At 53.9% G+C, this 24,368-nt stretch carries 22 protein-coding genes and 4 tRNA genes; 21 read left to right on the top strand and 5 right to left on the bottom strand.

Translation table 11 applies throughout. The features are described from left to right. The first annotated feature begins 21 nt into the window (after nucleotides 1–21). The 12 genes from rfbA to FDW96_RS12170 all read left to right on the top strand — a co-directional run bounded on the left by rfbA (nucleotide 22) and on the right by FDW96_RS12170 (nucleotide 9,309). Nucleotides 22–903, top strand: coding sequence for a glucose-1-phosphate thymidylyltransferase RfbA (rfbA, locus tag FDW96_RS12225; RefSeq protein ID WP_038634554.1), 882 nt, complete (start codon nucleotides 22–24; stop codon nucleotides 901–903). Continuing rightward, nucleotides 881–1,558 carry a dTDP-4-amino-4,6-dideoxy-D-galactose acyltransferase gene (gene rffC / locus FDW96_RS12220; RefSeq protein WP_137365755.1) on the top strand — a complete coding sequence of 226 codons (678 nt, stop codon included), beginning with the start codon at nucleotides 881–883 and terminating at the stop codon, nucleotides 1,556–1,558. The genes rfbA and rffC overlap by 23 nt, the downstream gene beginning before the upstream one ends. Before the next feature lie 4 nt (nucleotides 1,559–1,562). Further along, nucleotides 1,563–2,693, top strand: coding sequence for a dTDP-4-amino-4,6-dideoxygalactose transaminase (rffA, locus tag FDW96_RS12215; RefSeq protein WP_079225751.1), 1,131 nt, complete (start codon nucleotides 1,563–1,565; stop codon nucleotides 2,691–2,693). Between the two features lies 1 nt (nucleotide 2,694). Continuing rightward, on the top strand, nucleotides 2,695–3,945 hold the full coding sequence (wzxE, locus tag FDW96_RS12210; protein ID WP_042314038.1) for a lipid III flippase WzxE: 1,251 nt from the start codon (nucleotides 2,695–2,697) through the stop codon (nucleotides 3,943–3,945). Next, on the top strand, nucleotides 3,942–5,021 hold the full coding sequence (locus FDW96_RS12205) for a TDP-N-acetylfucosamine:lipid II N-acetylfucosaminyltransferase (protein WP_137365754.1): 1,080 nt from the start codon (nucleotides 3,942–3,944) through the stop codon (nucleotides 5,019–5,021). Before wzxE ends, FDW96_RS12205 begins: the two co-directional genes overlap by 4 nt. Continuing rightward, nucleotides 5,018–6,373, top strand: a complete 1,356-nt coding sequence (gene wzyE / locus FDW96_RS12200; RefSeq protein ID WP_061381053.1) for an ECA oligosaccharide polymerase — start codon at nucleotides 5,018–5,020, stop codon at nucleotides 6,371–6,373. The genes FDW96_RS12205 and wzyE overlap by 4 nt, the downstream gene beginning before the upstream one ends. Then, a complete protein-coding gene (gene wecG / locus FDW96_RS12195) occupies nucleotides 6,373–7,113 on the top strand; it encodes a lipopolysaccharide N-acetylmannosaminouronosyltransferase (RefSeq protein WP_042314029.1) in 741 nt (246 codons plus the stop codon). The genes wzyE and wecG overlap by 1 nt, the downstream gene beginning before the upstream one ends. A gap of 275 nt (nucleotides 7,114–7,388) precedes the next feature. Further along, on the top strand, nucleotides 7,389–8,774 hold the full coding sequence (locus FDW96_RS12190; protein WP_061381052.1) for an amino acid permease: 1,386 nt from the start codon (nucleotides 7,389–7,391) through the stop codon (nucleotides 8,772–8,774). Nucleotides 8,775–8,876: 102 nt separating this feature from the next. After that, a tRNA-Arg gene (locus FDW96_RS12185) sits at nucleotides 8,877–8,953 on the top strand. Nucleotides 8,954–9,009: 56 nt separating this feature from the next. Then, nucleotides 9,010–9,085: transfer RNA gene (locus FDW96_RS12180), tRNA-His, on the top strand. A 20-nt stretch (nucleotides 9,086–9,105) separates the two neighbouring features. Continuing rightward, a tRNA-Leu gene (locus FDW96_RS12175) sits at nucleotides 9,106–9,191 on the top strand. A 41-nt stretch (nucleotides 9,192–9,232) separates the two neighbouring features. Beyond that, nucleotides 9,233–9,309, top strand: a tRNA-Pro gene (locus tag FDW96_RS12170). A gap of 417 nt (nucleotides 9,310–9,726) precedes the next feature. Here the strand turns inward: FDW96_RS12170 and hemY are convergent. The 4 genes from hemY to hemC are packed head-to-tail and all read right to left on the bottom strand — an operon-like array spanning nucleotide 9,727 to nucleotide 13,804. Further along, nucleotides 9,727–10,926, bottom strand: a complete 1,200-nt coding sequence (gene hemY / locus FDW96_RS12165; protein ID WP_038634530.1) for a protoheme IX biogenesis protein HemY — start codon at nucleotides 10,924–10,926, stop codon at nucleotides 9,727–9,729. A gap of 2 nt (nucleotides 10,927–10,928) precedes the next feature. After that, entirely contained in the window at nucleotides 10,929–12,104 is a 1,176-nt protein-coding gene (gene hemX, locus FDW96_RS12160; RefSeq protein ID WP_042314020.1) for a uroporphyrinogen-III C-methyltransferase, read from the bottom strand. Nucleotides 12,105–12,125: 21 nt separating this feature from the next. Then, nucleotides 12,126–12,866 (bottom strand): uroporphyrinogen-III synthase, encoded by a 741-nt coding sequence (gene hemD, locus FDW96_RS12155; protein ID WP_042314019.1) that lies wholly within the window; start codon nucleotides 12,864–12,866, stop codon nucleotides 12,126–12,128. Further along, nucleotides 12,863–13,804, bottom strand: a complete 942-nt coding sequence (gene hemC, locus FDW96_RS12150; protein WP_137365753.1) for a hydroxymethylbilane synthase — start codon at nucleotides 13,802–13,804, stop codon at nucleotides 12,863–12,865. The genes hemD and hemC overlap by 4 nt, the downstream gene beginning before the upstream one ends. 395 nt (nucleotides 13,805–14,199) lie before the next feature. On the opposite strand from hemC, the gene cyaA reads away from it, so the two are divergent. After that, nucleotides 14,200–16,746: a class I adenylate cyclase gene (gene cyaA, locus FDW96_RS12145; RefSeq protein WP_079225747.1), complete on the top strand. Its 2,547-nt coding sequence runs from the start codon at nucleotides 14,200–14,202 to the stop codon at nucleotides 16,744–16,746. 77 nt (nucleotides 16,747–16,823) lie between these two features. On the opposite strand, the gene cyaY is transcribed toward cyaA, so the two are convergent. Next, nucleotides 16,824–17,144 carry an iron donor protein CyaY gene (cyaY, locus tag FDW96_RS12140; RefSeq protein WP_061381051.1) on the bottom strand — a complete coding sequence of 107 codons (321 nt, stop codon included), beginning with the start codon at nucleotides 17,142–17,144 and terminating at the stop codon, nucleotides 16,824–16,826. A gap of 138 nt (nucleotides 17,145–17,282) precedes the next feature. Between cyaY and FDW96_RS12135 the strand changes: the two genes are divergently transcribed. From FDW96_RS12135 to corA, 8 genes are all read left to right on the top strand, one after another. Continuing rightward, entirely contained in the window at nucleotides 17,283–17,486 is a 204-nt protein-coding gene (locus FDW96_RS12135) for a lipoprotein (protein WP_032940199.1), read from the top strand. Nucleotides 17,487–17,534: 48 nt separating this feature from the next. Further along, complete coding sequence (gene dapF, locus FDW96_RS12130; protein WP_042314013.1) at nucleotides 17,535–18,359, top strand: diaminopimelate epimerase; 825 nt, start codon at nucleotides 17,535–17,537, stop codon at nucleotides 18,357–18,359. Next, nucleotides 18,356–19,063: a DUF484 domain-containing protein gene (locus tag FDW96_RS12125; RefSeq protein ID WP_038634510.1), complete on the top strand. Its 708-nt coding sequence runs from the start codon at nucleotides 18,356–18,358 to the stop codon at nucleotides 19,061–19,063. Before dapF ends, FDW96_RS12125 begins: the two co-directional genes overlap by 4 nt. Then, on the top strand, nucleotides 19,060–19,962 hold the full coding sequence (gene xerC, locus FDW96_RS12120; protein WP_006686068.1) for a tyrosine recombinase XerC: 903 nt from the start codon (nucleotides 19,060–19,062) through the stop codon (nucleotides 19,960–19,962). Before FDW96_RS12125 ends, xerC begins: the two co-directional genes overlap by 4 nt. Next, nucleotides 19,962–20,678: a 5-amino-6-(5-phospho-D-ribitylamino)uracil phosphatase YigB gene (yigB, locus tag FDW96_RS12115; RefSeq protein ID WP_042314011.1), complete on the top strand. Its 717-nt coding sequence runs from the start codon at nucleotides 19,962–19,964 to the stop codon at nucleotides 20,676–20,678. Before xerC ends, yigB begins: the two co-directional genes overlap by 1 nt. An 88-nt stretch (nucleotides 20,679–20,766) precedes the next feature. Then, complete coding sequence (uvrD, locus tag FDW96_RS12110) at nucleotides 20,767–22,929, top strand: DNA helicase II (protein ID WP_038634502.1); 2,163 nt, start codon at nucleotides 20,767–20,769, stop codon at nucleotides 22,927–22,929. Between the two features lie 247 nt (nucleotides 22,930–23,176). Further along, complete coding sequence (ysgD, locus tag FDW96_RS25230; protein ID WP_212723238.1) at nucleotides 23,177–23,233, top strand: YsgD/CorL family protein; 57 nt, start codon at nucleotides 23,177–23,179, stop codon at nucleotides 23,231–23,233. A gap of 155 nt (nucleotides 23,234–23,388) precedes the next feature. Beyond that, entirely contained in the window at nucleotides 23,389–24,339 is a 951-nt protein-coding gene (gene corA / locus FDW96_RS12105; RefSeq protein WP_038634499.1) for a magnesium/cobalt transporter CorA, read from the top strand. Nucleotides 24,340–24,368 lie beyond the last annotated feature (29 nt).

Below are 24,368 nucleotides of genomic sequence, written 5' to 3'. Positions count from 1 at the left end.
GGCTCCCGGAGGAGACAACGCATGAAAGGTATCATTCTGGCGGGGGGCTCAGGTACTCGCCTGTATCCCATTACGCGTGGCGTATCGAAGCAGCTATTGCCCATTTACGATAAGCCGATGATTTACTACCCGCTTTCAGTGCTAATGCTGGCGGGAATTCGCGAAATTCTGATTATTACCACGCCGGAAGATAAAGGTTATTTCCAGCGTTTGTTAGGCGATGGCTCTGAGTTCGGCATTGAACTGCACTATGCCGAGCAACCCAGCCCGGATGGATTAGCGCAGGCATTTATCATTGGTGAAACGTTCCTTAACGGTGAACCGTCATGTCTGGTATTAGGGGATAATATCTTCTTTGGTCAGGGCTTCAGTCCAAAACTACGTCATGTAGCCGCCCGCACAGAAGGTGCGACGGTGTTTGGTTACCAGGTCATGGATCCTGAACGTTTTGGTGTTGTGGAGTTTGACGACAATTTTCGCGCTATCTCTCTGGAAGAGAAGCCGAAAGCACCAAAATCTAACTGGGCGGTAACAGGGCTCTATTTCTATGACAGTAAAGTGGTGGAATACGCAAAACGCGTGAAACCTTCTGAGCGTGGAGAACTGGAGATTACGTCGATCAACCAGATGTATCTTGATGATGGGCATCTGACGGTGGAATTGCTTGGACGTGGCTTCGCCTGGCTGGATACCGGGACGCATGACAGTCTGATCGAAGCAAGCACGTTTGTGCAGACGGTAGAAAAACGTCAGGGTTTTAAAATAGCCTGTCTGGAAGAGATCGCCTGGCGTAACGGTTGGCTGGATGATGAAGGCGTGAAACGTGCCGCCAGCTCGCTGGCTAAAACGGGCTATGGCCAATATTTGCTGGAGCTGCTCCGTGCTCGTCCGCGCCAGTATTGAGCCGCTTAGCTGGGAAAATACGTTTTTTGGCGTGAATAGCGCCATTATACGTTTTGACCGACACGCGCCGGTTCTGACGGAGGATGCGTTACGTCCCTGGTCGCGGGTACAGGCAAAAATTCCTGCCGCAAATACCCATGAATTAGATGCTTTGCAGCAGTTAGGTTTCTCACTGGTCGAAGGCGAAGTGGATTTTGTGCTGCCAGTGGCATCTACCAGTGGCAACACTGACGTGCAGATTGCTCAAATTACGGATATTCCGGCGTTACGCCGCCTGGCGGAACAAGCGTTCGCGCAAAGCCGTTTTCGCGCCCCGTGGTATGCCGCAGATGCCAGTTCGCGTTTTTATGCACAGTGGATTGAAAATGCGGTGCTAGGGACGTTCGATCATCAATGCCTCGTTTTACGCACGCCGACAGGTGAAATTCGTGGTTATGTTTCGCTGCGCGAACTGAATGCGACCGAGGCGCGAATTGGCCTACTGGCTGGGCGTGGCGCGGGCGAAGAACTAATGCTGGCTGCGCTTTGCTGGGCGCAGGTCCGCGGTAAAACAACATTGCGCGTGGCAACTCAAATGGGTAACACCGCCGCGCTTAAACGTTACATACACAGTGGTGCGAATGTGGAAAGCACCGCGTATTGGTTATACAGGTGACACGATGATTCCATTTAATGCACCGCCGGTGGTGGGAACTGAACTCGATTACATGCAGTCTGCGATGAACAGCGGCAAACTGTGTGGCGACGGCGGCTTTACCCGCCGCTGTCAGCAGTGGCTGGAGCAGCATTTTGGCAGCGAGAAAGTTCTGTTGACGCCATCTTGTACCGCATCGCTTGAGATGGCGGCATTGCTGTTGGACATTCAGCCAGGCGATGAAGTCATCATGCCGAGCTACACATTTGTTTCCACGGCTAACGCATTCGTTTTGCGCGGGGCGAAAATCGTCTTTGTTGATATCCGTCCGGATACCATGAACATTGACGAAACGCTGATTGAAGCGGCTATTACCGACAAAACCCGCGCTATTGTGCCAGTACATTACGCGGGCGTGGCCTGTGAAATGGATACCATTATGGCGCTGGCCGCTAAATATAACCTGTATGTGGTCGAAGATGCGGCTCAGGGCGTGATGTCGACTTATAAAGGTCGGGCGCTGGGGACGATTGGTCACATCGGCTGCTTTAGCTTCCATGAGACTAAAAACTACACCGCAGGCGGTGAAGGTGGCGCGACGCTGATCAATGATAAAAAATTAGTCGAACGTGCCGAGATTATTCGTGAAAAAGGGACGAACCGTAGCCAGTTTTTCCGTGGTCAGGTAGACAAGTATACCTGGCGCGATATCGGCTCCAGCTATTTGATGTCCGATCTGCAGGCTGCCTATCTGTGGGCGCAACTGGAAGCGGCCGACCGTATTAACCAGCAACGTCTGGCGCTGTGGCAGAATTACTATGATGCCCTCGAACCGCTGGCGCGTGCCGGACGTATTGACCTGCCCTCTATACCGGAGGGTTGTGTGCAGAACGCGCATATGTTTTATATCAAGCTGCGCGATATCGACGATCGCACTGCATTAATTAACTTCCTCAAAGAAGCCGAAATTATGGCGGTGTTCCACTATATTCCGCTGCATGATTGCCCGGCTGGCGATAAATTTGGCGTGTTTGCCGGTGTGGATCGTTACACCACCAAAGAGAGCGAGCGTCTGCTACGTTTACCGCTGTTCTATAACCTGTCGCCGGTTAACCAGCGAACGGTAATTTCGACATTACTCAATTACTTCGCCTGATATGTCGCTTGCTAAAGCGTCCTTATGGACGGCGGCCAGTACGCTGGTAAAAATTGGTGCGGGTTTGCTGGTAGTGAAGTTATTGGCCGTCTCCTTTGGCCCGGCAGGTGTGGGTCAGGCGGGTAATTTTCGCCAAATGGTCACTGTGCTGGGCGTATTGGCGGGGGCCGGCATTTTCAACGGCGTCACGAAATACGTTGCGCAGCACCATGACGATCCGGCCCGGCTCCGTAAGGTGGTCGGTACATCTTCCGCAATGGTAATGGGATTTTCTACGCTGATGGCGGCGGTTTTTCTGCTGGCGGCCGCGCCGATCAGTCAGGGGTTGTTTGGCCATACGCATTATCAGGGGCTGGTTCGACTGGTTGCGCTGGTGCAGATGGGCATCGCCTGGGCTAACCTGCTGCTGGCGCTGATGAAAGGCTTCCGCGATGCGGCAGGCAACGCGCTGTCGCTGATTGTGGGTAGCCTGGTGGGCGTAGTAGCTTACTATGGCTGCTATCGCCTGGGGGGCTATGAAGGCGCCTTGCTGGGTCTGGCCCTGGTGCCTGCGCTGGTCGTTATCCCTGCCATCATTATGCTGCTTAAGCGTGGAACTATTCCGCTGCATTACCTGAAGCCCTCGTGGGACCATGGTCTGGCCGGGCAGCTAAGCAAGTTTACGCTGATGGCGCTGATTACCTCTGTGACGCTGCCTGTGGCATACGTGATGATGCGAAACCTGCTGGCGGCGCAGTACAGTTGGGATGATGTGGGGATCTGGCAGGGAGTCAGCAGTATCTCCGATGCCTATCTGCAATTTATTACCGCCTCATTCAGCGTTTACTTGCTGCCGACGTTGTCGCGGCTGACCGAAAAGCGTGACATTACCCGCGAGATTATTAAGTCGTTGAAGTTTGTACTGCCGGCGGTTGCCGCCGCGAGCTTTACCGTCTGGCTATTGCGTGATTTTGCGATCTGGCTGCTCTTTTCCGCAAAATTCACCGCTATGCGCGACCTGTTTGCCTGGCAACTGGTCGGCGATGTACTGAAAGTTGGCGCTTACGTTTTTGGTTATCTGGTGATCGCGAAAGCGTCGTTGCGGTTTTATATTTTGGCTGAAATTAGCCAGTTCATGTTATTGACGGCGTTTGCCCACTGGCTGATCCCGGCACACGGTGCTCTGGGAGCAGCGCAGGCGTATATGGCAACATACATCGTCTATTTTTCTCTTTGTTGTGGCGTGTTTTTACTCTGGCGTAGGCGGGCATGACTGTACTGATTCACGTTCTGGGATCGGATATCCCTCACCATAACCAAACCGTGCTGCGGTTTTTTAACGATTCGCTGGCTGCGACGAGCGAGCACGCGCGCACGTTTATGGTTGCAGGCCAGGATGCTGGATTCAGTGAGAGCTGCCCGGCGTTATCGCTGAGTTTCTACGACGGGAAAAAGGCGCTGGCCCAGGCGGTTATTGCGAAGGCGAAAGCGAATCGCCAGCAGCGCTTCTTCTTTCATGGTCAGTTCAACACCAGCCTGTGGCTGGCGCTGCTGAGCGGGGGAATTAAACCGGAGCAGTTTTACTGGCACATCTGGGGCGCGGATTTATATGAAGTTTCCAGTGGGCTGAAATTCCGCCTGTTTTACCCGATTCGTCGCATGGCGCAGAATCGCGTGGGCTGCGTGTTTGCTACGCTCGGCGATTTACGTTATTTCGCTGGGCAGCATCCGCACGTTCGTGGCGAGCTGCTCTATTTCCCAACGCGGATGGATCCCTCGCTCAATAATCTGAGCAGTGAAAGTCAGCGCAGCGGTAAGATGACGGTGTTGGTTGGCAACTCTGGCGATCGCAGCAATGAGCATATTGCCGCGTTACATGCTGTTCACCAGCAGTTTGGTGATACGGTGAATGTGATAGTGCCGATGGGGTATCCTGCGAATAATACGACCTATATCGATGAGGTTCGTCAGGCGGGTCTGGCACTATTTAGCGCTGATAATTTGCAAATATTGAGTGAAAAACTGGAGTTTGATGCCTATCTGGCACTACTGCGTCAGTGCGATCTGGGCTACTTTATTTTTGCCCGCCAGCAAGGGATCGGCACCCTGTGTTTGTTAATCCAGGCCGGTATCCCGTGCGTGCTCAACCGTGAAAATCCTTTCTGGCAGGATATGGCAGAGCAAAATATCCCAGTTCTGTTTACGACAGATCAACTCAATGAAGGTCTCGTACGCGAAGCGCAGCGCCAACTGGCGTTGGTAGATAAAAATACGATCACCTTCTTTAGCCCGAATTATCTGCAGCCGTGGCATCACGCGCTGCGCATTGCTTCAGGAGAAACCAAATGAGCCTGATGCAATTCAGCGGTCTGCTGGTGGTCTGGCTGCTCTCCACTTTGTTTATCGCCACGCTGACCTGGTTTGAATTCCGCCGCGTGCGTTTTAACTTCAACGTCTTTTTCTCGTTGCTGTTTTTGCTGACGTTCTTCTTCGGATTCCCGCTGACCAGCATCCTGGTGTTCCGTTTTGATGTGGCGGTAGCACCACCGGAGATCCTGCTGCAGGCTTTGCTATCAGCCGCCTGTTTCTATGCCGTTTACTACGTGACGTATAAAACGCGCTTACGTAAGCGCGTAGAGAATAAGCCGCGCAGGCCGCTATTTACTATCAATCGCGTGGAGGCCCATTTGACCTGGGTTATCCTGATGGCGATTGCGTTGGTGAGCGTGGGCGTCTTCTTTATGCACAATGGGTTCCTGCTGTTCAGACTGCAATCCTACAGCCAGATTTTTTCCAGTGAAGTCTCTGGAGTGGCGTTGAAGCGCTTCTTCTACTTCTTCATTCCGGCAATGTTGGTGGTCTACTTCCTGCGCCAGGACAGCAAAGCGTGGCTGTTCTTCCTGGTAAGCACAGTCGCGTTTGGCTTGTTGACCTATATGATTGTGGGGGGAACGCGCGCCAATATTATTATCGCGTTTGCCATCTTCCTGTTTATCGGCATTATTCGCGGTTGGATTTCGCTGTGGATGCTGGCCGCCGCAGGCGTGTTGGGCATCGTCGGTATGTTCTGGCTGGCGCTGAAACGCTACGGGATGAACGTGAGCGGTGACGAGGCGTTCTATACGTTCCTGTACCTGACTCGTGATACCTTCTCGCCATGGGAAAATCTGGCGCTGTTGCTGCAGAACTACCACAATATTGAGTTCCAGGGGTTGGCGCCGATCGTCCGTGATTTCTATGTCTTTATCCCCTCCTGGCTGTGGCCTGGGCGCCCGAGTATCGTACTCAACTCCGCGAACTACTTTACCTGGGAGGTGTTGAACAACCACTCGGGGCTGGCGATTTCGCCAACGTTAATTGGTTCGCTGGTGGTGATGGGCGGGGCGCTGTTTATACCGTTAGGTGCGATTGTCGTCGGGTTAATCATTAAATGGTTCGACTGGCTATATGAATTAGGTAACCGCGAAACCAATCGCTACAAGGCGGCCATTTTGCACAGTTTCTGTTTTGGCGCCATTTTCAATATGATCGTTTTGGCACGTGAAGGACTGGATTCGTTTGTCTCGCGAGTGGTCTTTTTCCTCGTGATTTTCGGCGTTTGTCTGCTGGCGGCAAAATTGCTGTTCTGGCTATTCGATAGCGCGGGACTTATCCATAAACGAATTAAATCGCTGCCCCGGACACAGGTTGAAGGATCGTAATGACAGATAACACAACTGCGCCACTCTATTCGCTGCGCGGGTTACAACTGATTGGCTGGCGCGATATGCAACACGCGCTAAATTACCTGTTTGCCGAAGGACGCCTCAGGCCTGGGACGCTGGTGGCTATCAATGCCGAGAAAATGCTGACGGCAGAAGATAACCCTGAAGTGCGGGATCTGATTAACGCCGCTGAGTTCAAATATGCGGATGGCATTAGCGTGGTGCGTTCGGTGCGTAAAAAATTCCCGCAGGCGCAGGTTTCACGCGTAGCGGGGGCCGATCTCTGGGAAGCGCTAATGGCGAGAGCCGGGCAGGAGGGAACGCCGGTTTTCCTGATTGGCGGCAAGCCTGAGGTTCTGGCGCAAACCGAAGCCAAATTGCGTGCGCAGTGGCATGTGAACATTGTGGGTAGCCAGGACGGTTATTTTACGCCGGAGCAGCGTCAGGAATTGTTTGAGCGTATCCACGCCAGCGGTGCGCAAATTGTGACGGTGGCGATGGGGTCGCCGAAACAAGAAATTTTTATGCGTGATTGCCGGAAGATCCACCCTGAAGCGCTGTATATGGGGGTGGGTGGTACCTACGATGTCTTTACCGGTCACGTTAAGCGGGCGCCTAAACTCTGGCAAAATCTGGGGCTGGAGTGGCTGTATCGCTTACTGTCACAGCCGAGCCGTATCACCCGTCAACTTCGTTTGTTGCGCTATCTCCGCTGGCACTATACCGGCAACCTCTGACGCTCTCTCCTCTGATAAGTAGCGTGATCTGCTAATCACGCTACTTTTTCACAACATAATCGCTGCTTTCTCGCACAATCCATTCATTTTTTGAATGCTTTAATTGCCATTTAAGCGATTTTAGGAAACCATTCGCAACAATCATTACAGTGCCGTGGTGTTTTGGCGCCAACCGTTAAGCGGTCGGTGCCGTATGGCCTGTTATGGAATAACAAGATGTACCCATAACGAGAACCGGTAATACCGGACAGCATGCAAACACATCAAGAGGATTTATGGCCGAGAACAAACCTGAGCTACAGCGTGGGCTGGAGGCTCGTCACATCGAATTAATTGCCCTTGGAGGCACTATTGGCGTCGGACTGTTTATGGGCGCCGCCAGTACCCTGAAATGGGCGGGGCCTTCGGTCCTGCTGGCGTATATCGTCGCGGGGCTGTTCGTCTTTTTCATTATGCGTTCCATGGGGGAGATGTTATTCCTCGAGCCGGTTGCCGGTTCATTCGCTGTTTACGCGCACCGTTACATGAGTCCCTTCTTTGGCTATCTCACCGCCTGGTCATACTGGTTTATGTGGATGGCGGTAGGGATATCAGAGATTACCGCTATCGGGGTGTACGTACAGTTCTGGTTCCCAGAAATGGCGCAATGGATACCCGCCCTGATTGCTGTCGGGCTGGTTGCGCTGGCAAACCTCGCCGCGGTTCGCCTGTATGGTGAAATTGAATTCTGGTTTGCCATGATCAAAGTGACCACCATCATTGTGATGATCGTCATTGGGTTAGGAGTGATTTTCTTCGGCTTTGGCAATGGCGGCCAGGCGATTGGCTTTGGCAACCTGACCGAGCATGGCGGCTTCTTTGCCGGCGGCTGGAAGGGCTTCCTGACGGCATTGTGTATTGTTGTGGCGTCCTACCAGGGCGTGGAGCTGATCGGCATTACTGCGGGTGAGGCGAAGAACCCCCAGGTCACGCTGCGTAGCGCGGTGGGGAAGGTGCTGTGGCGTATCCTGATTTTCTACGTCGGCGCGATCTTTGTTATCGTCACTATTTTCCCGTGGAACGAGATTGGCAGCAACGGCAGCCCATTTGTGCTCACTTTTGCCAAGATTGGTATTACCGCCGCGGCAGGGATTATTAACTTTGTGGTCCTGACGGCGGCGCTGTCAGGCTGTAACAGCGGCATGTACAGCTGTGGGCGTATGCTCTACGCGTTGGCAAAGAATCGCCAGCTACCTGCTGTTGTTGGAAAAGTATCTCGCCATGGCGTGCCAGTTGCTGGTGTGGCGATTTCTATCGCGATCCTGCTGATTGGTTCGTGCCTGAACTACATCATTCCCAACCCGCAGCGTGTGTTCGTGTATGTTTATAGCGCCAGCGTGCTGCCGGGGATGGTGCCGTGGTTTGTGATCCTGATAAGCCAGCTGCGTTTCCGTCAGGCGCATAAAGCGGCGATCGCCAGTCATCCTTTCCGCTCGATTTTGTTCCCGTGGGCAAATTATTTGACGATGGCGTTCCTGATTTGCGTATTAATCGGCATGTACTTCAATGAAGATACCCGAATGTCGCTGTTTGTTGGCATTATCTTCTTACTGGGCGTGACGCTCATTTATAAGGTTTTTGGCCTGAATCGTCATGGCACAGCCCATAAATTGCGGGAATAAGCGACAAAACGCACAAACCATGACCAAACGATAATTTATTTTAAAAAAGCACTAGACAGAAGACCGAGACCTCCGTAATATCCAGCCCCGCAACGGCGCTAAGCGCCCGTAGCTCAGCTGGATAGAGCGCTGCCCTCCGGAGGCAGAGGTCTCAGGTTCGAATCCTGTCGGGCGCACCATTTAGTTAGGTGCCGGAGCTGCGGTGGTTTTAATACCGCGTAAAAGATTTGCAGTGGTGGCTATAGCTCAGTTGGTAGAGCCCTGGATTGTGATTCCAGTTGTCGTGGGTTCGAATCCCATTAGCCACCCCATTAATTTAAAGTTGTGAAATGCGAAGGTGGCGGAATTGGTAGACGCGCTAGCTTCAGGTGTTAGTGTCCTTAGGATGTGGGGGTTCGAGTCCCCCCCCTCGCACCACGACTTAAAGAATTGAACTAAAAATTCAAAAAGCAGTAAAACGGCGAGTAGCGCAGCTTGGTAGCGCAACTGGTTTGGGACCAGTGGGTCGGAGGTTCGAATCCTCTCTCGCCGACCAATTTTGAACCCCGCTTCGGCGGGGTTTTTTGTTTTCTGATTTCCCTTCACAGCCCTTATTCCCGCGCATTACCTGAAGTCTTAAAAAGTTCGAATACCTGGTTTTTGCAGTGCAATCGTGGCATGCGTTGTGCAATAATATACGGGTAGATGCTCATTCCATCTCTTATGTTCGCCATCAGGCCTCATAAACTCAGGAATGATGCAGAGCCGTTTACGGTGCTTATCGTCCACAGACAGATGTCGCTCAGGCCTCATCAAACACCATGGACATAACGTTGAGTGAAGCACCCATTATGTTGTCATACAGACCTGTTTAACGCCTGCTCCTTACCGAGCGGGCGTTTTTTTATGCATCTTGAATGATTTTGTGTAGACGGTAGGCCCGGTAAGCGAAGCGCCACCGGGCAAGAGGGAATTACTGCGGGGGATTGTTGTTCTGTAGCGTCAACATCAGACCATCACGGCGCATGGTGGCGGCCTCTTCCGGCTGATGCAGTCTGTCCAGCGCGTCAGCAAGCCAGGCGTAGTCGTATGCGTCCGGGCGCTGTTTGAGCGCTGCACGGAAGGCGAGCGTGGCTTCCTGCCATTCGCCATGCTTCATTAACGATTGCCCCAGCGTGCTCCACAGCAACGGGCGATCGCCAACGGCCTTAATCTGCTGGCGCAACACTTTTTCTATCTGTTCCGGGTTGTTGGTTTTCAGGCGCGGGATCGGCAGCACCAGACGGTCGTCATACTGACGTTTCAGACCGTCAATGATGACCTGCTGCGCCGTATCGTGATCGTCGCACTCAATCAGATGTTCAGCCATCGCGACCTGCAGGGCAACCTGATGACGGGTTTTACGGTTCTGGTTTTTCCACCACGTACGTAGCCCCTCACTGCCCTGATCGGCGCGAACCTGATCCATCAGACCCACCCATGCCTGTTGTTCCAGCATTGCGCGGTGCTCTTCATCACCTACATGCGCTTTAGCCATAGATGGAATGATATCCAGTAACGAACTCCATGCGCCGGTGCGAATGTAGGCTTGCTCAGCCAGACGCAGCACTTCCGGATGACGCGGCGTCACCTCCAGCAGCTTATCTACGCTGTGGCGCGCGGCGTGATTTTCATTACGCGCCAGTTGCAGACGAACGCGAGCGATTTCTACCGGGATCGTATCATTCCCGGCCAGTTCAGCGGCACGCTCAAGGTGTTGATTCGCGCGCGCTTCATCGCCACGTTGCTGGGCCGCTTCTGCCGCCAGCAGGTAATTCACTACCGGTTGTTCAGCATGATCGGCGTTTTTCGACATCAGCTTTTCAACCTGCTGATAATCGCCTTCTGCCAGCTTGAGCAGCGCTTGTTCGGTCTGTTTGCGGGCGCGGCGACGCTTACGGCCGACAAACCATCCGCGGGTATGCGCACCTGTGCGGAAAATTCGGCGCAGCAACCATTCAATCGCAAACAGAACGACCATCGCGACGATCAGGATGATCACCAGGCCCGTCACGCTGGTTTCAATGTTGTAATTATCGGTTTGGATCAGCACGTAGCCCTGATGACCGGCAATCATTGGACCAACGACGATCCCGGCGATCAACAGAACAAAGAGCAATAATACTTTTAGCATCATTATTCTCCTTGCGGCGCGGTTGCCGGATTGTCTGCCGAAGGAGCAGGAGCGGCGGCAACCGGCGCTGTGACAGGCTGCGCCAGTAAATTACGAACACGGGTCTGCATTAATTTGTCGAGAATAGCCTGGCTCTGCAGCGTTTCTGGCACATCCATACTGATGCTTTGTTGGCTCAGCTGGTCTACCTCTTCCAGGAAGGCTTTGGTGGTTGCATCGTCGGTGTCGTAGTAGGCGCGTACCCAGGTGGAGACATTTTCCAGCGCCTGGCGGTATGTCTCTTCCTGATGACGCGGTACGGCCTGGGCGGCTACTAACAGGCGAGAACGAATGTTCTCACGTAAGTAAACGTCCTGGTTCGGCGCCAGCAGCGGGACGGCGGTTTCATCTCGACGGCGAACAGTGATAAAGCTGTCCATAAAATTCTGCCAGCTTTTTTGCAAGTTGACGCGCCATTCACTAATTGAGCTGGACAGCTCGCTGCTGTCGGAGTCCATCGGTGAATCGTCGGTGTCGTTGTCGGCCAGACGCAGGTTATCTATCTGGTTAGCGAGCTGATTCACTTTCAGGATAATGCCGTCATAGTCGACCTGAGTTACCGCCGAGAGGCTCGCGATATCGTCAGTAATCGCACGACGGGCGGAAATTAAGCTCGGGTCGTTCATATCAGCCAGACTGGCGTCGGCGCTTTTCAGCAACGCCGCTGCGGTGGTAACGTCCTGATCGCTCCATAATTTACGACCGGCCAGTTTTACCAGAAAATCAGCCTGCGCCAGCAGCCATGTCCCGGCATCGCTGCCGGAAATAGTGGCGACTTTTTGCTGAACTTCATCAAGCTGTTTGACCAGTGCGGCCTGCTGGCGAGTGGCTTCATCAAGCTGCGTTGCCTGCTGTTTAATAATGCCTTCCAGCTCAGCTTTTTGGTTTTCTTGCGCTTTTTGCAGCGCCGTCAGCTGGTTCGCCAGCGCATCGCTGGTTGCCGTCTGCGTTGTTGCCTGCTGTTTCCCCCAGCCATACAGCCCCACACCTGCTGCCAGCGCAATAGCAATCGCCACCGCGCTCAGAATCAGCGCCGTGCTGTTGTTAGCCTTTTTTTCAGTATTGACTGGCTGTGCTGTGGTTTCCACGGCCTCCCTGGTCTCTTCAACCACGGCGGAGGATTTTTCTTGTTCCGTCATTATGGCATCCCATTATGAGAGTTATTGTAATGCGCGTAGTAGCGCATCGTTGTCGGCGTTATCAGCGACCTTAATATCTTGCCAGCCCAGTTCCCGGGCGAGGTGCGCCAGACGCTCACTGACGACCAGCAGCCGACAGCGTAGTAACCAGTGCTCACGATACCACTGCGGAATGAGCGACCAGAGCTGTTGTAACATCTCTCCGCTGGTGACCACCACCGTGGTCACGCCGCGAGATTGCCAGCGCATTGCTTCTTCCGCACCATCGTAATTTTTTGCACTGCGTTGATAACATTCACAAAAATCAACATCGGCTCCGCGCGCCGTCAGGGTTTCACCTATCAGTTCCCGACCGCCGTTGCCGCGTAAAATAAGCGCGCGTTTTCCCGCAATATTTTGTAATTCAGGTAATTGTAGCAAGACTTCGCTGATTTCCCGATCCAGAGGATAGTGAATATTGCAGCCGCTAACAGTATGCAGCGCCAGCGCCGTTGTGCGGCCAATGGCAAAATAATGCGGAAGGGAAGGCCAGCTTTTCCCTTGTTGCTGAAGTTCGGCATCGGCAAAGGTGACAGCGTGCTGCGAGAGGGCAAAAACCAGATCGTTATCCGTCAACGCCGACAGTCGGGAGGCGAGTGTTGCCAGTTCCCGACCCGGGGAAAACTCGATGAGCGGAAAACTCCAGGCCACCTGCCCCAGTGTGCGCAGACGGCTCACTAACTCTTCCCCTGCGGGAGACGGGCGGGTGACCAGAATACTCATGCGGGTGCTTCTCCGTTATAAACTTCAGCCAGAATGGCGCGCGCACCGTTTTCCAGTAGCTCTTCTGCCAGAGAGATGCCCATCTTTTCTGCATCCTGCGGGGCGCCGCGACGTTCTCCGCATACCATCTGCGATCCGTCAGGCGCGCCGACCAGCGCGCGTAGCCAAATCTCACCGTTGATGAGTTCGGCATAGCTGCCGATAGGTACCTGACATCCCCCTTCGAGGCGGGTGTTCATGGCGCGTTCGGCTGTTACGCGTAGTGCGGTCTCTTCATGATTGAGCGGCGCTAACAGCGCCTGAGTGCGCATATCGTCCAGTCGGCACTCTATGCCAACAGCGCCTTGCCCGACTGCGGGCAAGGAGACTTCCGGCGGCAGTGCGGTACGGACTCGCGACTCAAGCCCTAAACGTTTTAACCCGGCCACCGCCAGGATAATGGCGTCATAATCGCCGTTATCGAGTTTGCCGAGGCGCGTACCAACGTTACCGCGCAGCGAACGGATGACGAGATCCGGGCGACGCTTTGCCAACTGGCACTGGCGACGCAAACTGGATGTCCCGACAATACTACCCGCGCGAAGGTCATCCAACGTGTTGTACTTATTTGAGACGAAAGCATCACGCGGATCCTCTCGCTCGCAAATGGTGACCAGTCCAAGACCGTCAGGGAATTCAACCGGCACATCCTTCATGGAATGCACGGCGATATCGGCGCGTTTTTCCAGCAGCGCGACTTCCAGCTCTTTAACAAACAACCCTTTCCCTCCGACCTTCGCCAGCGGGGTATCAAGGATCACATCGCCACGGGTTACCATAGGAACCAGTTCCACGATCAGACCGGGGTGATTTGCCATTAAAGCGTCTTTGACATAATGTGCCTGCCATAGCGCAAGGGGGCTTTGGCGTGTGGCAATTCTCAAAACATTGTCTAACATGCTTGTTACCGTCATTATCAATCATTGACCATCCTAACATCCTTATCAAAGGGATGTCAGCGTTACGCTCAAACGTAAGTGAGAGGAAAAGCTGCTGCATCATCAGTGGCAGTGAATAATGACGAGAAACCTTCCGACCGTATGAAGGAATTTACACGTAACGAACGGTGCTACACTTGTATGTAGCGCATCTTTCTTTACGGTCAATGAGCAAGGTGTTAAATTGATCACGTTTTAGACCATTTTTTCGGCTGTACCGCACAAAAAAATACGGGCGAAAAACAGGTAACGGTTATTTTTGACATACGGTTTATCCGAATTGATGACGATTAATTGTGAGCGCTTGCGCCGCAGTAATCGACAACATGACGGATAGCAACATCAGGCGATACGTCTTGTACCTCTATATTGAGACTCTGAAACAGAGACTGGATGCCATAAATCAACTGCGTGTGGATCGCGCGCTTGCTGCCATGGGGCCTGCTTTCCAGCAGGTATACAGTCTGCTGCCGACATTATTGCACTACCACCACCCTCTGATGCCGGGTTACCTCGATGGTAACGTTCCCAAAGGCATATGCTTTTACACGCCTGATGAAACCCAACGCCACTACCTCAACGAACTGGAACTGTACCGCGGCATGTCACCGCAGGAACCTCCCAAGGGCGAACTGCCGATCACTGGTGTTTACTCAATGGGCAGTACCTCTTCGGTAGGGCAAAGCTGTTCTTCCGACCTTGATATCTGGGTCTGCCACCAATCCTGGCTGGATAGCGAAGAGCGCCAGCTGTTGCAGCGTAAATGTAGCCTGCTCGAAAGCTGGGCCGCTTCGCTGGGCGTGGAAGTCAGTTTCTTCCTGATTGATGAAAACCGTTTCCGTCACAATGAAAGCGGAAGTCTCGGTGGTGAAGACTGTGGCTCGACGCAGCATATCCTGTTGCTTGATGAATTCTATCGCACCGCTGTGCGCCTCGCGGGCAAACGTATTCTGTGGAATATGGTGCCGGGCGACGAAGAAGAGCATTACGACGATTACGTCATGAAGCTCTACGCACAGGGGGTGTTAACGCCAAACGAATGGCTGGATCTCGGCGGACTCAGTTCGCTCTCCGCCGAAGAGTACTTTGGCGCCAGCCTCTGGCAGCTGTACAAAAGTATCGATTCCCCGTACAAAGCAGTGCTAAAGACGCTGCTGCTGGAAGCCTATTCCTGGGAATATCCCAATCCTCGCCTGTTGGCGAAAGACATTAAACAGCGCCTGCACGATGGCGAGATCGTCTCTTTTGGTCTCGATCCCTACTGCATGATGCTGGAGCGCGTTACCGAATATCTTACGGCGATCGAAGACCCGACGCGTCTGGATTTAGTGCGTCGATGTTTCTACTTAAAAGTATGTGAGAAACTGAGCCGCGAGCGCGCCTGCGTGGGCTGGCGTCGTGAAGTATTAAGTCAGTTAGTGCAGGAATGGGGCTGGGACGAAGCTCGTCTGACAATGCTGGATAACCGCGCTAACTGGAAGATTGATCAGGTACGTGAAGCGCATAACGAACTGCTTGATGCGATGATGCAGAGCTATCGTAATCTGATCCGCTTTGCGCGGCGCAATAACCTCAGCGTTAGCGCCAGTCCGCAGGATATCGGTGTGCTGACCCGTAAGCTGTATGCCGCGTTTGAAGCGTTGCCGGGCAAGGTAACGCTGGTGAACCCGCAAATATCTCCGGACCTCTCAGAACCGAACCTGACCTTTATCCATGTGCCGCCGGGCCGCGCCAACCGTTCGGGTTGGTATCTCTACAACCGTGCGCCGAATATGGATTCGATCATCAGCCATCAGCCGCTGGAATATAACCGCTATCTCAATAAGCTGGTGGCGTGGGCCTGGTTCAACGGTCTGCTGACATCGCGTACGCATTTGTTTATTAAAGGCAACGGCATTGTCGATTTGCCGAAGTTGCAGGAGATGGTCGCCGATGTATCGCACCACTTCCCGCTGCGCCTGCCGGCACCCACGCCGAAAGCGCTCTACAGCCCGTGTGAAATTCGCCATCTGGCGATTATCGTTAACCTTGAATATGACCCAACGGCCGCATTCCGTAATCAGGTGGTGCATTTTGATTTCCGCAAGCTGGACGTCTTCAGCTTTGGCGAAGAGCAAAATTGCCTGGTAGGAAGCGTCGACCTGCTGTATCGCAACTCGTGGAATGAAGTCCGTACGCTGCACTTCAACGGCGAGCAGGCAATGATTGAAGCGTTAAAAACAATTCTGGGCAAAATGCACCAGGATGCCGCGCCGCCGGATAGCGTCGAAGTGTTCTGCTATAGCCAGCATCTGCGTGGATTAATCCGTACCCGCGTGCAGCAACTGGTCTCTGAGTGTATCGAGCTGCGCCTTTCCAGCACCCGCCAGGAAACCGGGCGCTTCAAAGCGCTGCGCGTGTCTGGTCAGACGTGGGGACTGTTCTTCGAGCGTCTGAACGTATCGGTACAGAAACTGGAAAACGCCATCGAATTCTACGGTGCGATTTCACACAACAAACTGCACGGCCTTTCCGTCCAGGTTGAAACGAACCATGTGAAACTCCCTTCTGTGGTGGACGGCTTTGCCAGTGAAGGGATCATTCAGTTCTTTTTCGAAGAAACGGGCGATGAGCAGGGCTTTAATATTTATATACTGGATGAGAGTAACCGTGCGGAGGTGTATCACCACTGCGAGGGAAGCAAAGAAGAGCTGGTACGTGATGTCAGCCGCTTCTATTCATCGTCGCACGATCGCTTCACCTACGGCTCCAGCTTCATCAACTTTAACCTGCCGCAGTTCTATCAGATTGTGAAAACCGACGGACGTGCGCAGGTGATTCCGTTCCGTACCCAGCCGCTCAACCCAGTCCCGCCAGCTAATCAGGATAACGACACGCCGATGTTGCAGCAGTATTTCTCCTGAGGCTTTTCGCCCGGTGGCGGCTACGCCTTACCGGGCCTACAGTAGGCCGGATAAGCACAGCTCATCCGGCAAATAAATCAACGGAAGCTCACCTTTTCTCCCGACTGCTGCGTTGCCGCTTGCTCCAGCAAATCCCAGAACGTTTCGCCGCTACGGTCGCAGATCCACTCGTCGCCTTTCAGGTCAAAGTGGTAGCCGCCCTGTTTGGTCGCCAGCCACACCTGGTGCAGCGGCTCCTGACGGTTAATAATGATTTTGCTGCCGTTTTCGAAGCTGATGGTCAGCACGCCGCCATTGATCTCACAATCGATATCGCTGTCGCCATCCCAGTCGTCCAGACGCTCCTCAATGGTCATCCACAGGGTGTCAGCAAGGCGATGAAATTCACTGTCGTTCATTTTCTTATCCTGTTTTTCGTGATGAGGGCAGTATAACCTGAAACAAAACGCGTTGCAGATTACAGGCTAACTCTTGCTTTTACGCCTTCTCCTGCGATGATAGAAAACAGAAAGCATGAACTTTACAGGCAATCCATAATGAAAAACGTGTTAAAGCCACTCGCTGTCATTTTAACTCTGTTCAGCCTGACGGGCTGTGGGCTAAAAGGCCCGCTCTATTTCCCGCCAGCAGATAAAACCGCGCCGCCTCCGACCAAGAGCGTTCAGCCGCAATCGCAATCCACCACGCCCGAGAAAAACGATCGTGGGATTAGCGACGGCCCTTCTCAGGTGAATTACTGACGGCAGGAATAGATTTACATTTCTGTACCCGCGTGAACGGAGTGAATGATGCAATTCTCTAAAATGCATGGCCTTGGCAACGATTTTATGGTCGTCGACGCGGTAACGCAGAATGTCTTTTTCTCACCAGAGCTGATCCGCCGCCTGTCCGACAGGCATCTCGGCGTTGGGTTTGATCAGTTGCTGGTGGTTGAACCTCCGTATGATCCGGAGCTGGATTTCCACTACCGTATTTTTAATGCCGACGGCAGTGAAGTGTCACAGTGTGGCAATGGCGCCCGTTGTTTTGCCCGTTTTGTTCGCCTGAAAGGGCTGACCAATAAGCGTGATATTCGCGTCAGTACCGCGAATGGTCGTATGGTATTAACCGTAACCGACGACGAGCTGGTGCGGGTGAATATGGGGGAACCCAACTTTGAGCCTTCGCAGGTTCCGTTTCGCGCCAACAAAGCAGAGAAGACCTATATTATGCGCGCGGCCGAACAGACAGTATTGTGCGGCGTGGTTTCAATGGGGAATCCGCACTGCGTAATTCAGGTTGATGATGTTGATACGGCCACTGTGGAAACGCTGGGACCGGTGCTGGAAAACCACGAACGCTTTCCAGAACGTGCCAACATCGGCTTTATGCAGGTGGTAAAGCGCGAGCATATCCGGCTGCGCGTCTACGAGCGCGGGGCGGGCGAAACTCAGGCCTGCGGCAGCGGTGCGTGCGCCGCTGTTGCGGTAGGTATTCAGCAGGGCCTGCTGGCAGAAGAGGTGAGGGTGGAGTTACCTGGCGGTCGACTTGATATCGCCTGGAAAGGTCCGGGTCATCCGCTGTATATGACTGGCCCGGCGGCACATGTCTACGACGGATTTATTCACTTATGAAGCAACCAGGGGAAGAACTACAGGAAACGCTCATGGAGCTCGACGATCGAGCGGTCGTCGATTACCTGCAACGTAATCCTGAGTTTTTTATCCGTAATGCCCGGGCAGTTGAAGCGATGCGCGTCCCACACCCGGTGCGGGGCACGATCTCTTTAGTTGAATGGCATATGGCGCGGGCACGTAATCATATTAATGTGCTTGAAGAGAACATGGCGTTATTGATGGAACAAGCCAACGCCAATGAAAGCCTGTTCTATCGTCTGCTAAATCTGCAAAGCCGCCTGGTGTCGGCCAGCAGTCTTGACGATATGCTGATGCGATTTCATCGCTGGGCGCGTGAACTAGGGCTGGCCGGCGCGACGGTTCGTCTGTTTCCGGACCGGTGGCGACTCGGTGCGCCATCAAAATTTACGCATCTGGCATTAAGCCGCCAGGCCTTTGAACCGTTGCGTATTCAGCGTCTGGGCCAGTCGCAGCACTATCTTGGCCCACTCAATGGACCGGAACTGTTGGTCATGATGCCGGAGGCGAAAGCGATAGGTTCGGTGGCGATGTCGATGCTGGGGCAAGATGGTTCCTTGGGCGTGATGTTATTCAGCAGTCGTGACGTTAATCATTATCAGCAGGGACAGGGTACGCAGCTATTGCAGGAAATCTCGCTGATGTTGCCGGAGCTGCTGGAGCGCTGGATTGAACGCGTATGACCGATTCCCCCCTTTCTCAGGATGTGGCGCGCTTTTTGCGCTATCTGGGCGTTGAGCGCCAGCTTAGCCCGATCACATTGCTTAATTATCAGCGTCAGCTTGATGCCATCATTGCGTTAGCCGGAGAAACCGGTCTGCAAAGCTGGCAACAATGTGATGCTGCAATGGTACGCAGTTTTGCCGTGCGCAGCCGTCGTAAAGGGCTGGGGCCGGCGAGTCTGGCGCTGCGCCTCTCCGCGTTGCGCAGTTTCTTCGACTGGCTGGTTAATCAGGGCGAACTGAAAGCCAATCCGGCAAAAAGCGTTTCCGCGCCGAAAGCGCCACGTCACTTACCTAAAAATATCGACGTTGATGACGTTAATCGTCTGCTGGATATCGATCTCAACGATCCCCTTGCCGTGCGCGACCGGGCGATGCTGGAAGTGATGTACGGCGCGGGGCTGCGTTTATCTGAACTGGTTGGGCTGGATATTAAACATCTCGATCTCGACACCGGCGAAGTGTGGGTGATGGGCAAGGGTAGTAAAGAACGTCGTCTGCCGATTGGCCGCAATGCGGTGGCGTGGATTGAGCACTGGCTGGATCTGCGCGGCTTATTTGGCGGGGATGACGATGCGTTGTTCCTGTCAAAACTGGGCAAGCGCATCTCTGCGCGTAACGTGCAGAAACGCTTTGCGGAATGGGGTATCAAACAGGGGCTGAACAGCCACGTCCATCCCCACAAATTGCGCCACTCTTTTGCGACGCATATGCTGGAGTCTAGCGGCGATCTGCGCGGGGTGCAGGAGTTATTGGGGCATGCCAATCTTTCGACCACCCAAATCTATACCCATCTTGATTTTCAACACCTGGCTTCAGTGTACGATGCGGCGCATCCGCGCGCCAAACGGGGGAAATAATGCGTTTTTACCGGCCTTTGGGGCGTATTTCTGCGCTCACCTTTGACCTTGATGACACCCTTTACGATAACCGTCCCGTTATCAAACGCACCGAGCAGGAAGCGCTCGCGTTTGTACAGAATTACCACCCGGCGTTGAATTCGCTGCAAAATAGCGACCTACAGCGCTTACGTCAGGCTGTTCGCGACGCCGAGCCGGAAATCTATCACGACGTTACCCAATGGCGTCACCGCGCCGTAGAGCGCGCTATGCTGGAGGCTGGTCTGTCAGCGGCAGAAGCCTTGATGGGGGCGAATGCGGCGATGATGAATTTTGCCAAATGGCGTAGCCGCATTGATGTTCCGCAATCGACGCATGACACACTGAAGGCGCTGGCCCGCAAATGGCCGCTGGTGGCGATCACCAACGGTAACGCGCAGCCGGAGCTGTTTGGTCTGGGCGATTACTTTGAATTTGTGCTGCGCGCCGGTCCCGATGGGCGATCAAAACCGTTCAGCGACATGTACGCGCTGGCGGCGGATAAACTGAAAATGCCAGTGGGCGAGATTCTGCATGTGGGCGATGACCTGACGACAGACGTTGCAGGCGCTATTCGTTGTGGTATGCAGGCTTGCTGGATCAAACCGGAAAATGCCGACCTGATGCAAACTGCAGACAGCCGTTTGCTGCCGCATATCGAAATTTCACAGTTGGCATCTCTGACCTCGCTGATATAATCACCAGCAGAACTCTGTATATATACCCAGCTTTTTGGCGGATGGCGCTACGCTTCTCCGCCTTACCTACTTTTACGCGGCGGTGCCAATGGACGTTTCTTACCTGCTCGACAGCCTTAATGATAAACAGCGTGAAGCGGTGGCCGCGCCACGCAGCAACATGCTGGTTCTGGCAGGCGCGGGGAGTGGTAAAACTCGCGTACTGGTGCACCGTATCGCCTGGTTACTGACGGTAGAGAACAACTCGCCGTACTCTATTATGGCGGTGACCTTTACCAACAAAGCGGCAGCGGAAATGCGCCACCGTATTGGTCAGATCATGGGAACCAGCCAGGGCGGAATGTGGGTGGGGACCTTCCACGGTCTGGCGCACCGTCTGTTACGTGCGCACCATATGGATGCCAACCTGCCGCAGGACTTCCAGATCCTCGACAGCGAGGACCAACTGCGTCTGCTCAAGCGCCTGATCAAGGCGATGAACCTGGACGAAAAGCAGTGGCCGCCGCGTCAGGCTATGTGGTTTATCAACAGCCAGAAAGACGAAGGGCTGCGCCCGCACCATCTGCAAAGCTACGGCAACCCGGTCGAACAGACCTGGCAGAAGGTCTATCAGGCTTATCAGGAAGCGTGCGATCGCGCGGGGCTGGTGGATTTCGCCGAACTGCTGCTGCGCGCCCATGAACTGTGGCTCAACAAGCCGCACATTCTGCAGCACTACCGCGAACGCTTTACCAATATCCTGGTGGACGAATTCCAGGATACCAACAACATTCAGTACGCCTGGATCCGCCTGCTGGCGGGCGACACCGGCAAGGTGATGATCGTGGGCGATGATGATCAGTCGATCTACGGCTGGCGTGGGGCGCAGGTGGAGAACATTCAGCGCTTCCTCAACGATTTCCCGGGCGCAGAAACCATTCGTCTGGAGCAGAACTATCGCTCGACTAATAATATTCTGAGCGCAGCTAACGCCCTGATTGAAAATAACAACGGGCGCCTGGGTAAAAAACTGTGGACCGACGGCGTCGACGGCGAGCCGATCTCGCTGTATTGCGCGTTCAATGAGCTTGATGAAGCGCGCTTTGTGGTCAATCGCATCAAAACCTGGCAGGACAACGGCGGTGCGCTGGAACAATGCGCCATTCTGTATCGCAGCAACGCCCAGTCGCGCGTGCTGGAAGAAGCCTTACTACAGGCTAGCATGCCGTATCGTATCTATGGCGGGATGCGCTTCTTCGAACGCCAGGAAATCAAAGACGCGCTCTCCTACCTGCGCCTGATCGCTAACCGCAATGACGACGCCGCGTTTGAGCGTGTGGTGAATACGCCAACCCGCGGGATTGGCGATCGTACTTTAGATGTGGTGCGCCAGACCTCGCGTGACCGCCAGCTAACGCTGTGGCAGGCCTGTCGTGAACTGCTGCAGGAAAAAGCCCTGGCCGGTCGCGCCGCCAGCGCCTTACAGCGCTTTATGGAATTGATTGACGCGCTGGCACAAGAGACTGCCGATATGCCGCTGCACGTGCAGACTGACCGGGTGATTAAAGATTCCGGCCTGCGCATGATGTACGAACAGGAAAAAGGCGAGAAGGGTCAGACGCGTATCGAAAACTTAGATGAACTGGTGACGGCAACGCGCCAGTTCAGCTACAACGAAGAAGACGAAGACTTAATGCCGCTGCAGGCGTTCCTGTCTCATGCGGCGCTGGAAGCGGGCGAAGGACAGGCGGATACCTGGCAGGACGCGGTACAACTGATGACCCTGCACTCGGCGAAAGGGCTGGAGTTTCCGCAGGTGTTTATCGTGGGGATGGAAGAAGGCATGTTCCCGAGCCAGATGTCGCTGGATGAAGGCGGACGTCTCGAAGAAGAACGTCGCCTGGCCTATGTCGGCGTGACCCGCGCGATGCAAAAGCTGACGCTTACCTACGCCGAAACGCGCCGTCTGTACGGCAAAGAGGTTTACCATCGTCCGTCGCGCTTTATTGGCGAACTGCCGGAAGCGTGCGTTGAAGAGGTGCGTCTGCGCGCCACGGTTAGCCGTCCGGTGAGCCATCAGCGGATGGGCACGCCAATGGCGGAAAACGATACCGGCTACAAACTTGGCCAGCGGGTACGCCACGCGAAGTTCGGCGAGGGCACCATCGTCAACCTCGAAGGAAGCGGCGAGCACAGTCGTTTGCAGGTCGCGTTCCAGGGGCAGGGGATCAAATGGCTGGTGGCGGCTTACGCAAGACTGGAAACGGTGTGATCGCCTGATGTCGCTGCGCTTATCGGGCCTGGTGACCAGGTAACATTTTGATTTGTAGGCCGGATAAGGCGAAGCCGCCATTCGGCTATTTGCCGGTTAATATTCTGAAATCATAGATAAATAATTCCCCTCTGCTAACCTTTCTGTATAAGGGGAAATTATTACTTTTTCGCCATCCGTTGCGTGTTGACGTCAAAATTTTGCTGGCGTAACATGCGCGCACGATTACGCTAAGAGGACATTCGCCTTGGACACACCCAGTAGATACTGGCTCATTATCCTGTCATCCAGGATCAACTCCTAAGGCTATCCCTTTTTGCTGATAGCCTTCGCGGTTGTCAGCGACCTTCTGTTTTTTTCCCGTCGCGCTGAGTCAGGCTGTTTAATGGTCTGAAACCCAATTTGTTTCTGTGTGCCCTCCGAACTGTCCGATAATTTTTTGCATTGGGAGTCCCGGTCATGCTGAGCGCATTTCAACTGGAAAACAATCGGTTAACTCGCCTTGAGGCAGACGAGATCGAGCACCTGGCCAGTTCGGTTTGGGTCGATTTAGTCGAGCCGGATGACGAAGAACGAAACCGTGTGCAAAAGGACTTGGGCCAGAACCTGGCCACGCGCCCTGAACTGGAAGATATCGAAGCATCCGCACGTTTTTTTGAAGACGAAGATGGCCTGCACATTCACTCCTTCTTCTTCTATGAAGACGCCGACGATCACGCGGGTAACTCAACCGTTGCATTTACCATTCGTGAAGGTCGCTTGTTTACCCTGCGCGAACGCGAACTGCCGGCGTTTCGTCTGTATCGCATGCGCGCACGTAACCAGGCGATGGTGGATGGCAACGCTTACGAGCTGCTGCTCGACCTGTTCGAAACCAAAATTGAACAGCTGGCGGATGAGATTGAAAATATCTATAGCGACCTGGAAAAACTCAGCCGTGTGATCATGGAAGGGCGCCAGGGCGACGAATATGACGAAGCGCTTTCCACGCTGGCGGAACAGGAAGATATCGGCTGGAAGGTACGCCTGTGTCTGATGGATACCCAGCGCGCACTGAATTTCCTGGTGCGTAAAGCGCGTCTGCCGGGTGGTCAACTGGAGCAGGCGCGTGAGATCCTGCGCGATATCGAGTCTCTGCTGCCGCATAACGAATCGCTGTTCCAGAAGGTTAACTTCCTGATGCAGGCGGCGATGGGCTTTATCAATATTGAGCAGAACCGCATTATCAAGATCTTCTCGGTGGTCTCGGTGGTGTTTCTGCCGCCGACGCTGGTGGCTTCCAGCTACGGGATGAACTTTGAATTTATGCCGGAACTGCACTGGAGCTTCGGTTATCCTGGCGCGATTGTCTTCATGATGCTCGCAGGTCTGGCGCCGTATCTGTACTTTAAGCGCAAGAACTGGTTGTAAAGCATTAAGGCCTGGGTGATTCAGCTGCG

It is taken from the genome of Citrobacter sp. TBCS-15, assembly GCF_005280815.1.
In the GTDB taxonomy this organism is placed as follows: Bacteria; Pseudomonadota; Gammaproteobacteria; order Enterobacterales; family Enterobacteriaceae; genus Citrobacter; species Citrobacter werkmanii.
Note: the sequence above shows the minus strand (reverse complement) of the source record. Positions and strands in the feature narration are given on the sequence as shown.

Excerpts from the sequence above, each read along its gene's own strand:
- rfbA (WP_038634554.1), top strand. The coding sequence starts at position 22 with ATGAAAGGTATCATTCTGGCGGGGGGCTCAGGTACTCGCCTGTATCCC.
- rffA (WP_079225751.1), top strand. The coding sequence starts at position 1,563 with ATGATTCCATTTAATGCACCGCCGGTGGTGGGAACTGAACTCGATTAC.
- wzxE (WP_042314038.1), top strand. The coding sequence starts at position 2,695 with ATGTCGCTTGCTAAAGCGTCCTTATGGACGGCGGCCAGTACGCTGGTA.
- FDW96_RS12205 (WP_137365754.1), top strand. The coding sequence starts at position 3,942 with ATGACTGTACTGATTCACGTTCTGGGATCGGATATCCCTCACCATAAC.
- wzyE (WP_061381053.1), top strand. The coding sequence starts at position 5,018 with ATGAGCCTGATGCAATTCAGCGGTCTGCTGGTGGTCTGGCTGCTCTCC.
- wecG (WP_042314029.1), top strand. The coding sequence starts at position 6,373 with ATGACAGATAACACAACTGCGCCACTCTATTCGCTGCGCGGGTTACAA.
- FDW96_RS12190 (WP_061381052.1), top strand. The coding sequence starts at position 7,389 with ATGGCCGAGAACAAACCTGAGCTACAGCGTGGGCTGGAGGCTCGTCAC.
- hemY (WP_038634530.1), bottom strand. The coding sequence starts at position 10,926 with ATGCTAAAAGTATTATTGCTCTTTGTTCTGTTGATCGCCGGGATCGTC.
- hemX (WP_042314020.1), bottom strand. The coding sequence starts at position 12,104 with ATGACGGAACAAGAAAAATCCTCCGCCGTGGTTGAAGAGACCAGGGAG.
- hemD (WP_042314019.1), bottom strand. The coding sequence starts at position 12,866 with ATGAGTATTCTGGTCACCCGCCCGTCTCCCGCAGGGGAAGAGTTAGTG.
- hemC (WP_137365753.1), bottom strand. The coding sequence starts at position 13,804 with ATGTTAGACAATGTTTTGAGAATTGCCACACGCCAAAGCCCCCTTGCG.
- cyaY (WP_061381051.1), bottom strand. The coding sequence starts at position 17,144 with ATGAACGACAGTGAATTTCATCGCCTTGCTGACACCCTGTGGATGACC.
- FDW96_RS12135 (WP_032940199.1), top strand. The coding sequence starts at position 17,283 with ATGAAAAACGTGTTAAAGCCACTCGCTGTCATTTTAACTCTGTTCAGC.
- dapF (WP_042314013.1), top strand. The coding sequence starts at position 17,535 with ATGCAATTCTCTAAAATGCATGGCCTTGGCAACGATTTTATGGTCGTC.
- FDW96_RS12125 (WP_038634510.1), top strand. The coding sequence starts at position 18,356 with ATGAAGCAACCAGGGGAAGAACTACAGGAAACGCTCATGGAGCTCGAC.
- xerC (WP_006686068.1), top strand. The coding sequence starts at position 19,060 with ATGACCGATTCCCCCCTTTCTCAGGATGTGGCGCGCTTTTTGCGCTAT.
- yigB (WP_042314011.1), top strand. The coding sequence starts at position 19,962 with ATGCGTTTTTACCGGCCTTTGGGGCGTATTTCTGCGCTCACCTTTGAC.
- uvrD (WP_038634502.1), top strand. The coding sequence starts at position 20,767 with ATGGACGTTTCTTACCTGCTCGACAGCCTTAATGATAAACAGCGTGAA.
- corA (WP_038634499.1), top strand. The coding sequence starts at position 23,389 with ATGCTGAGCGCATTTCAACTGGAAAACAATCGGTTAACTCGCCTTGAG.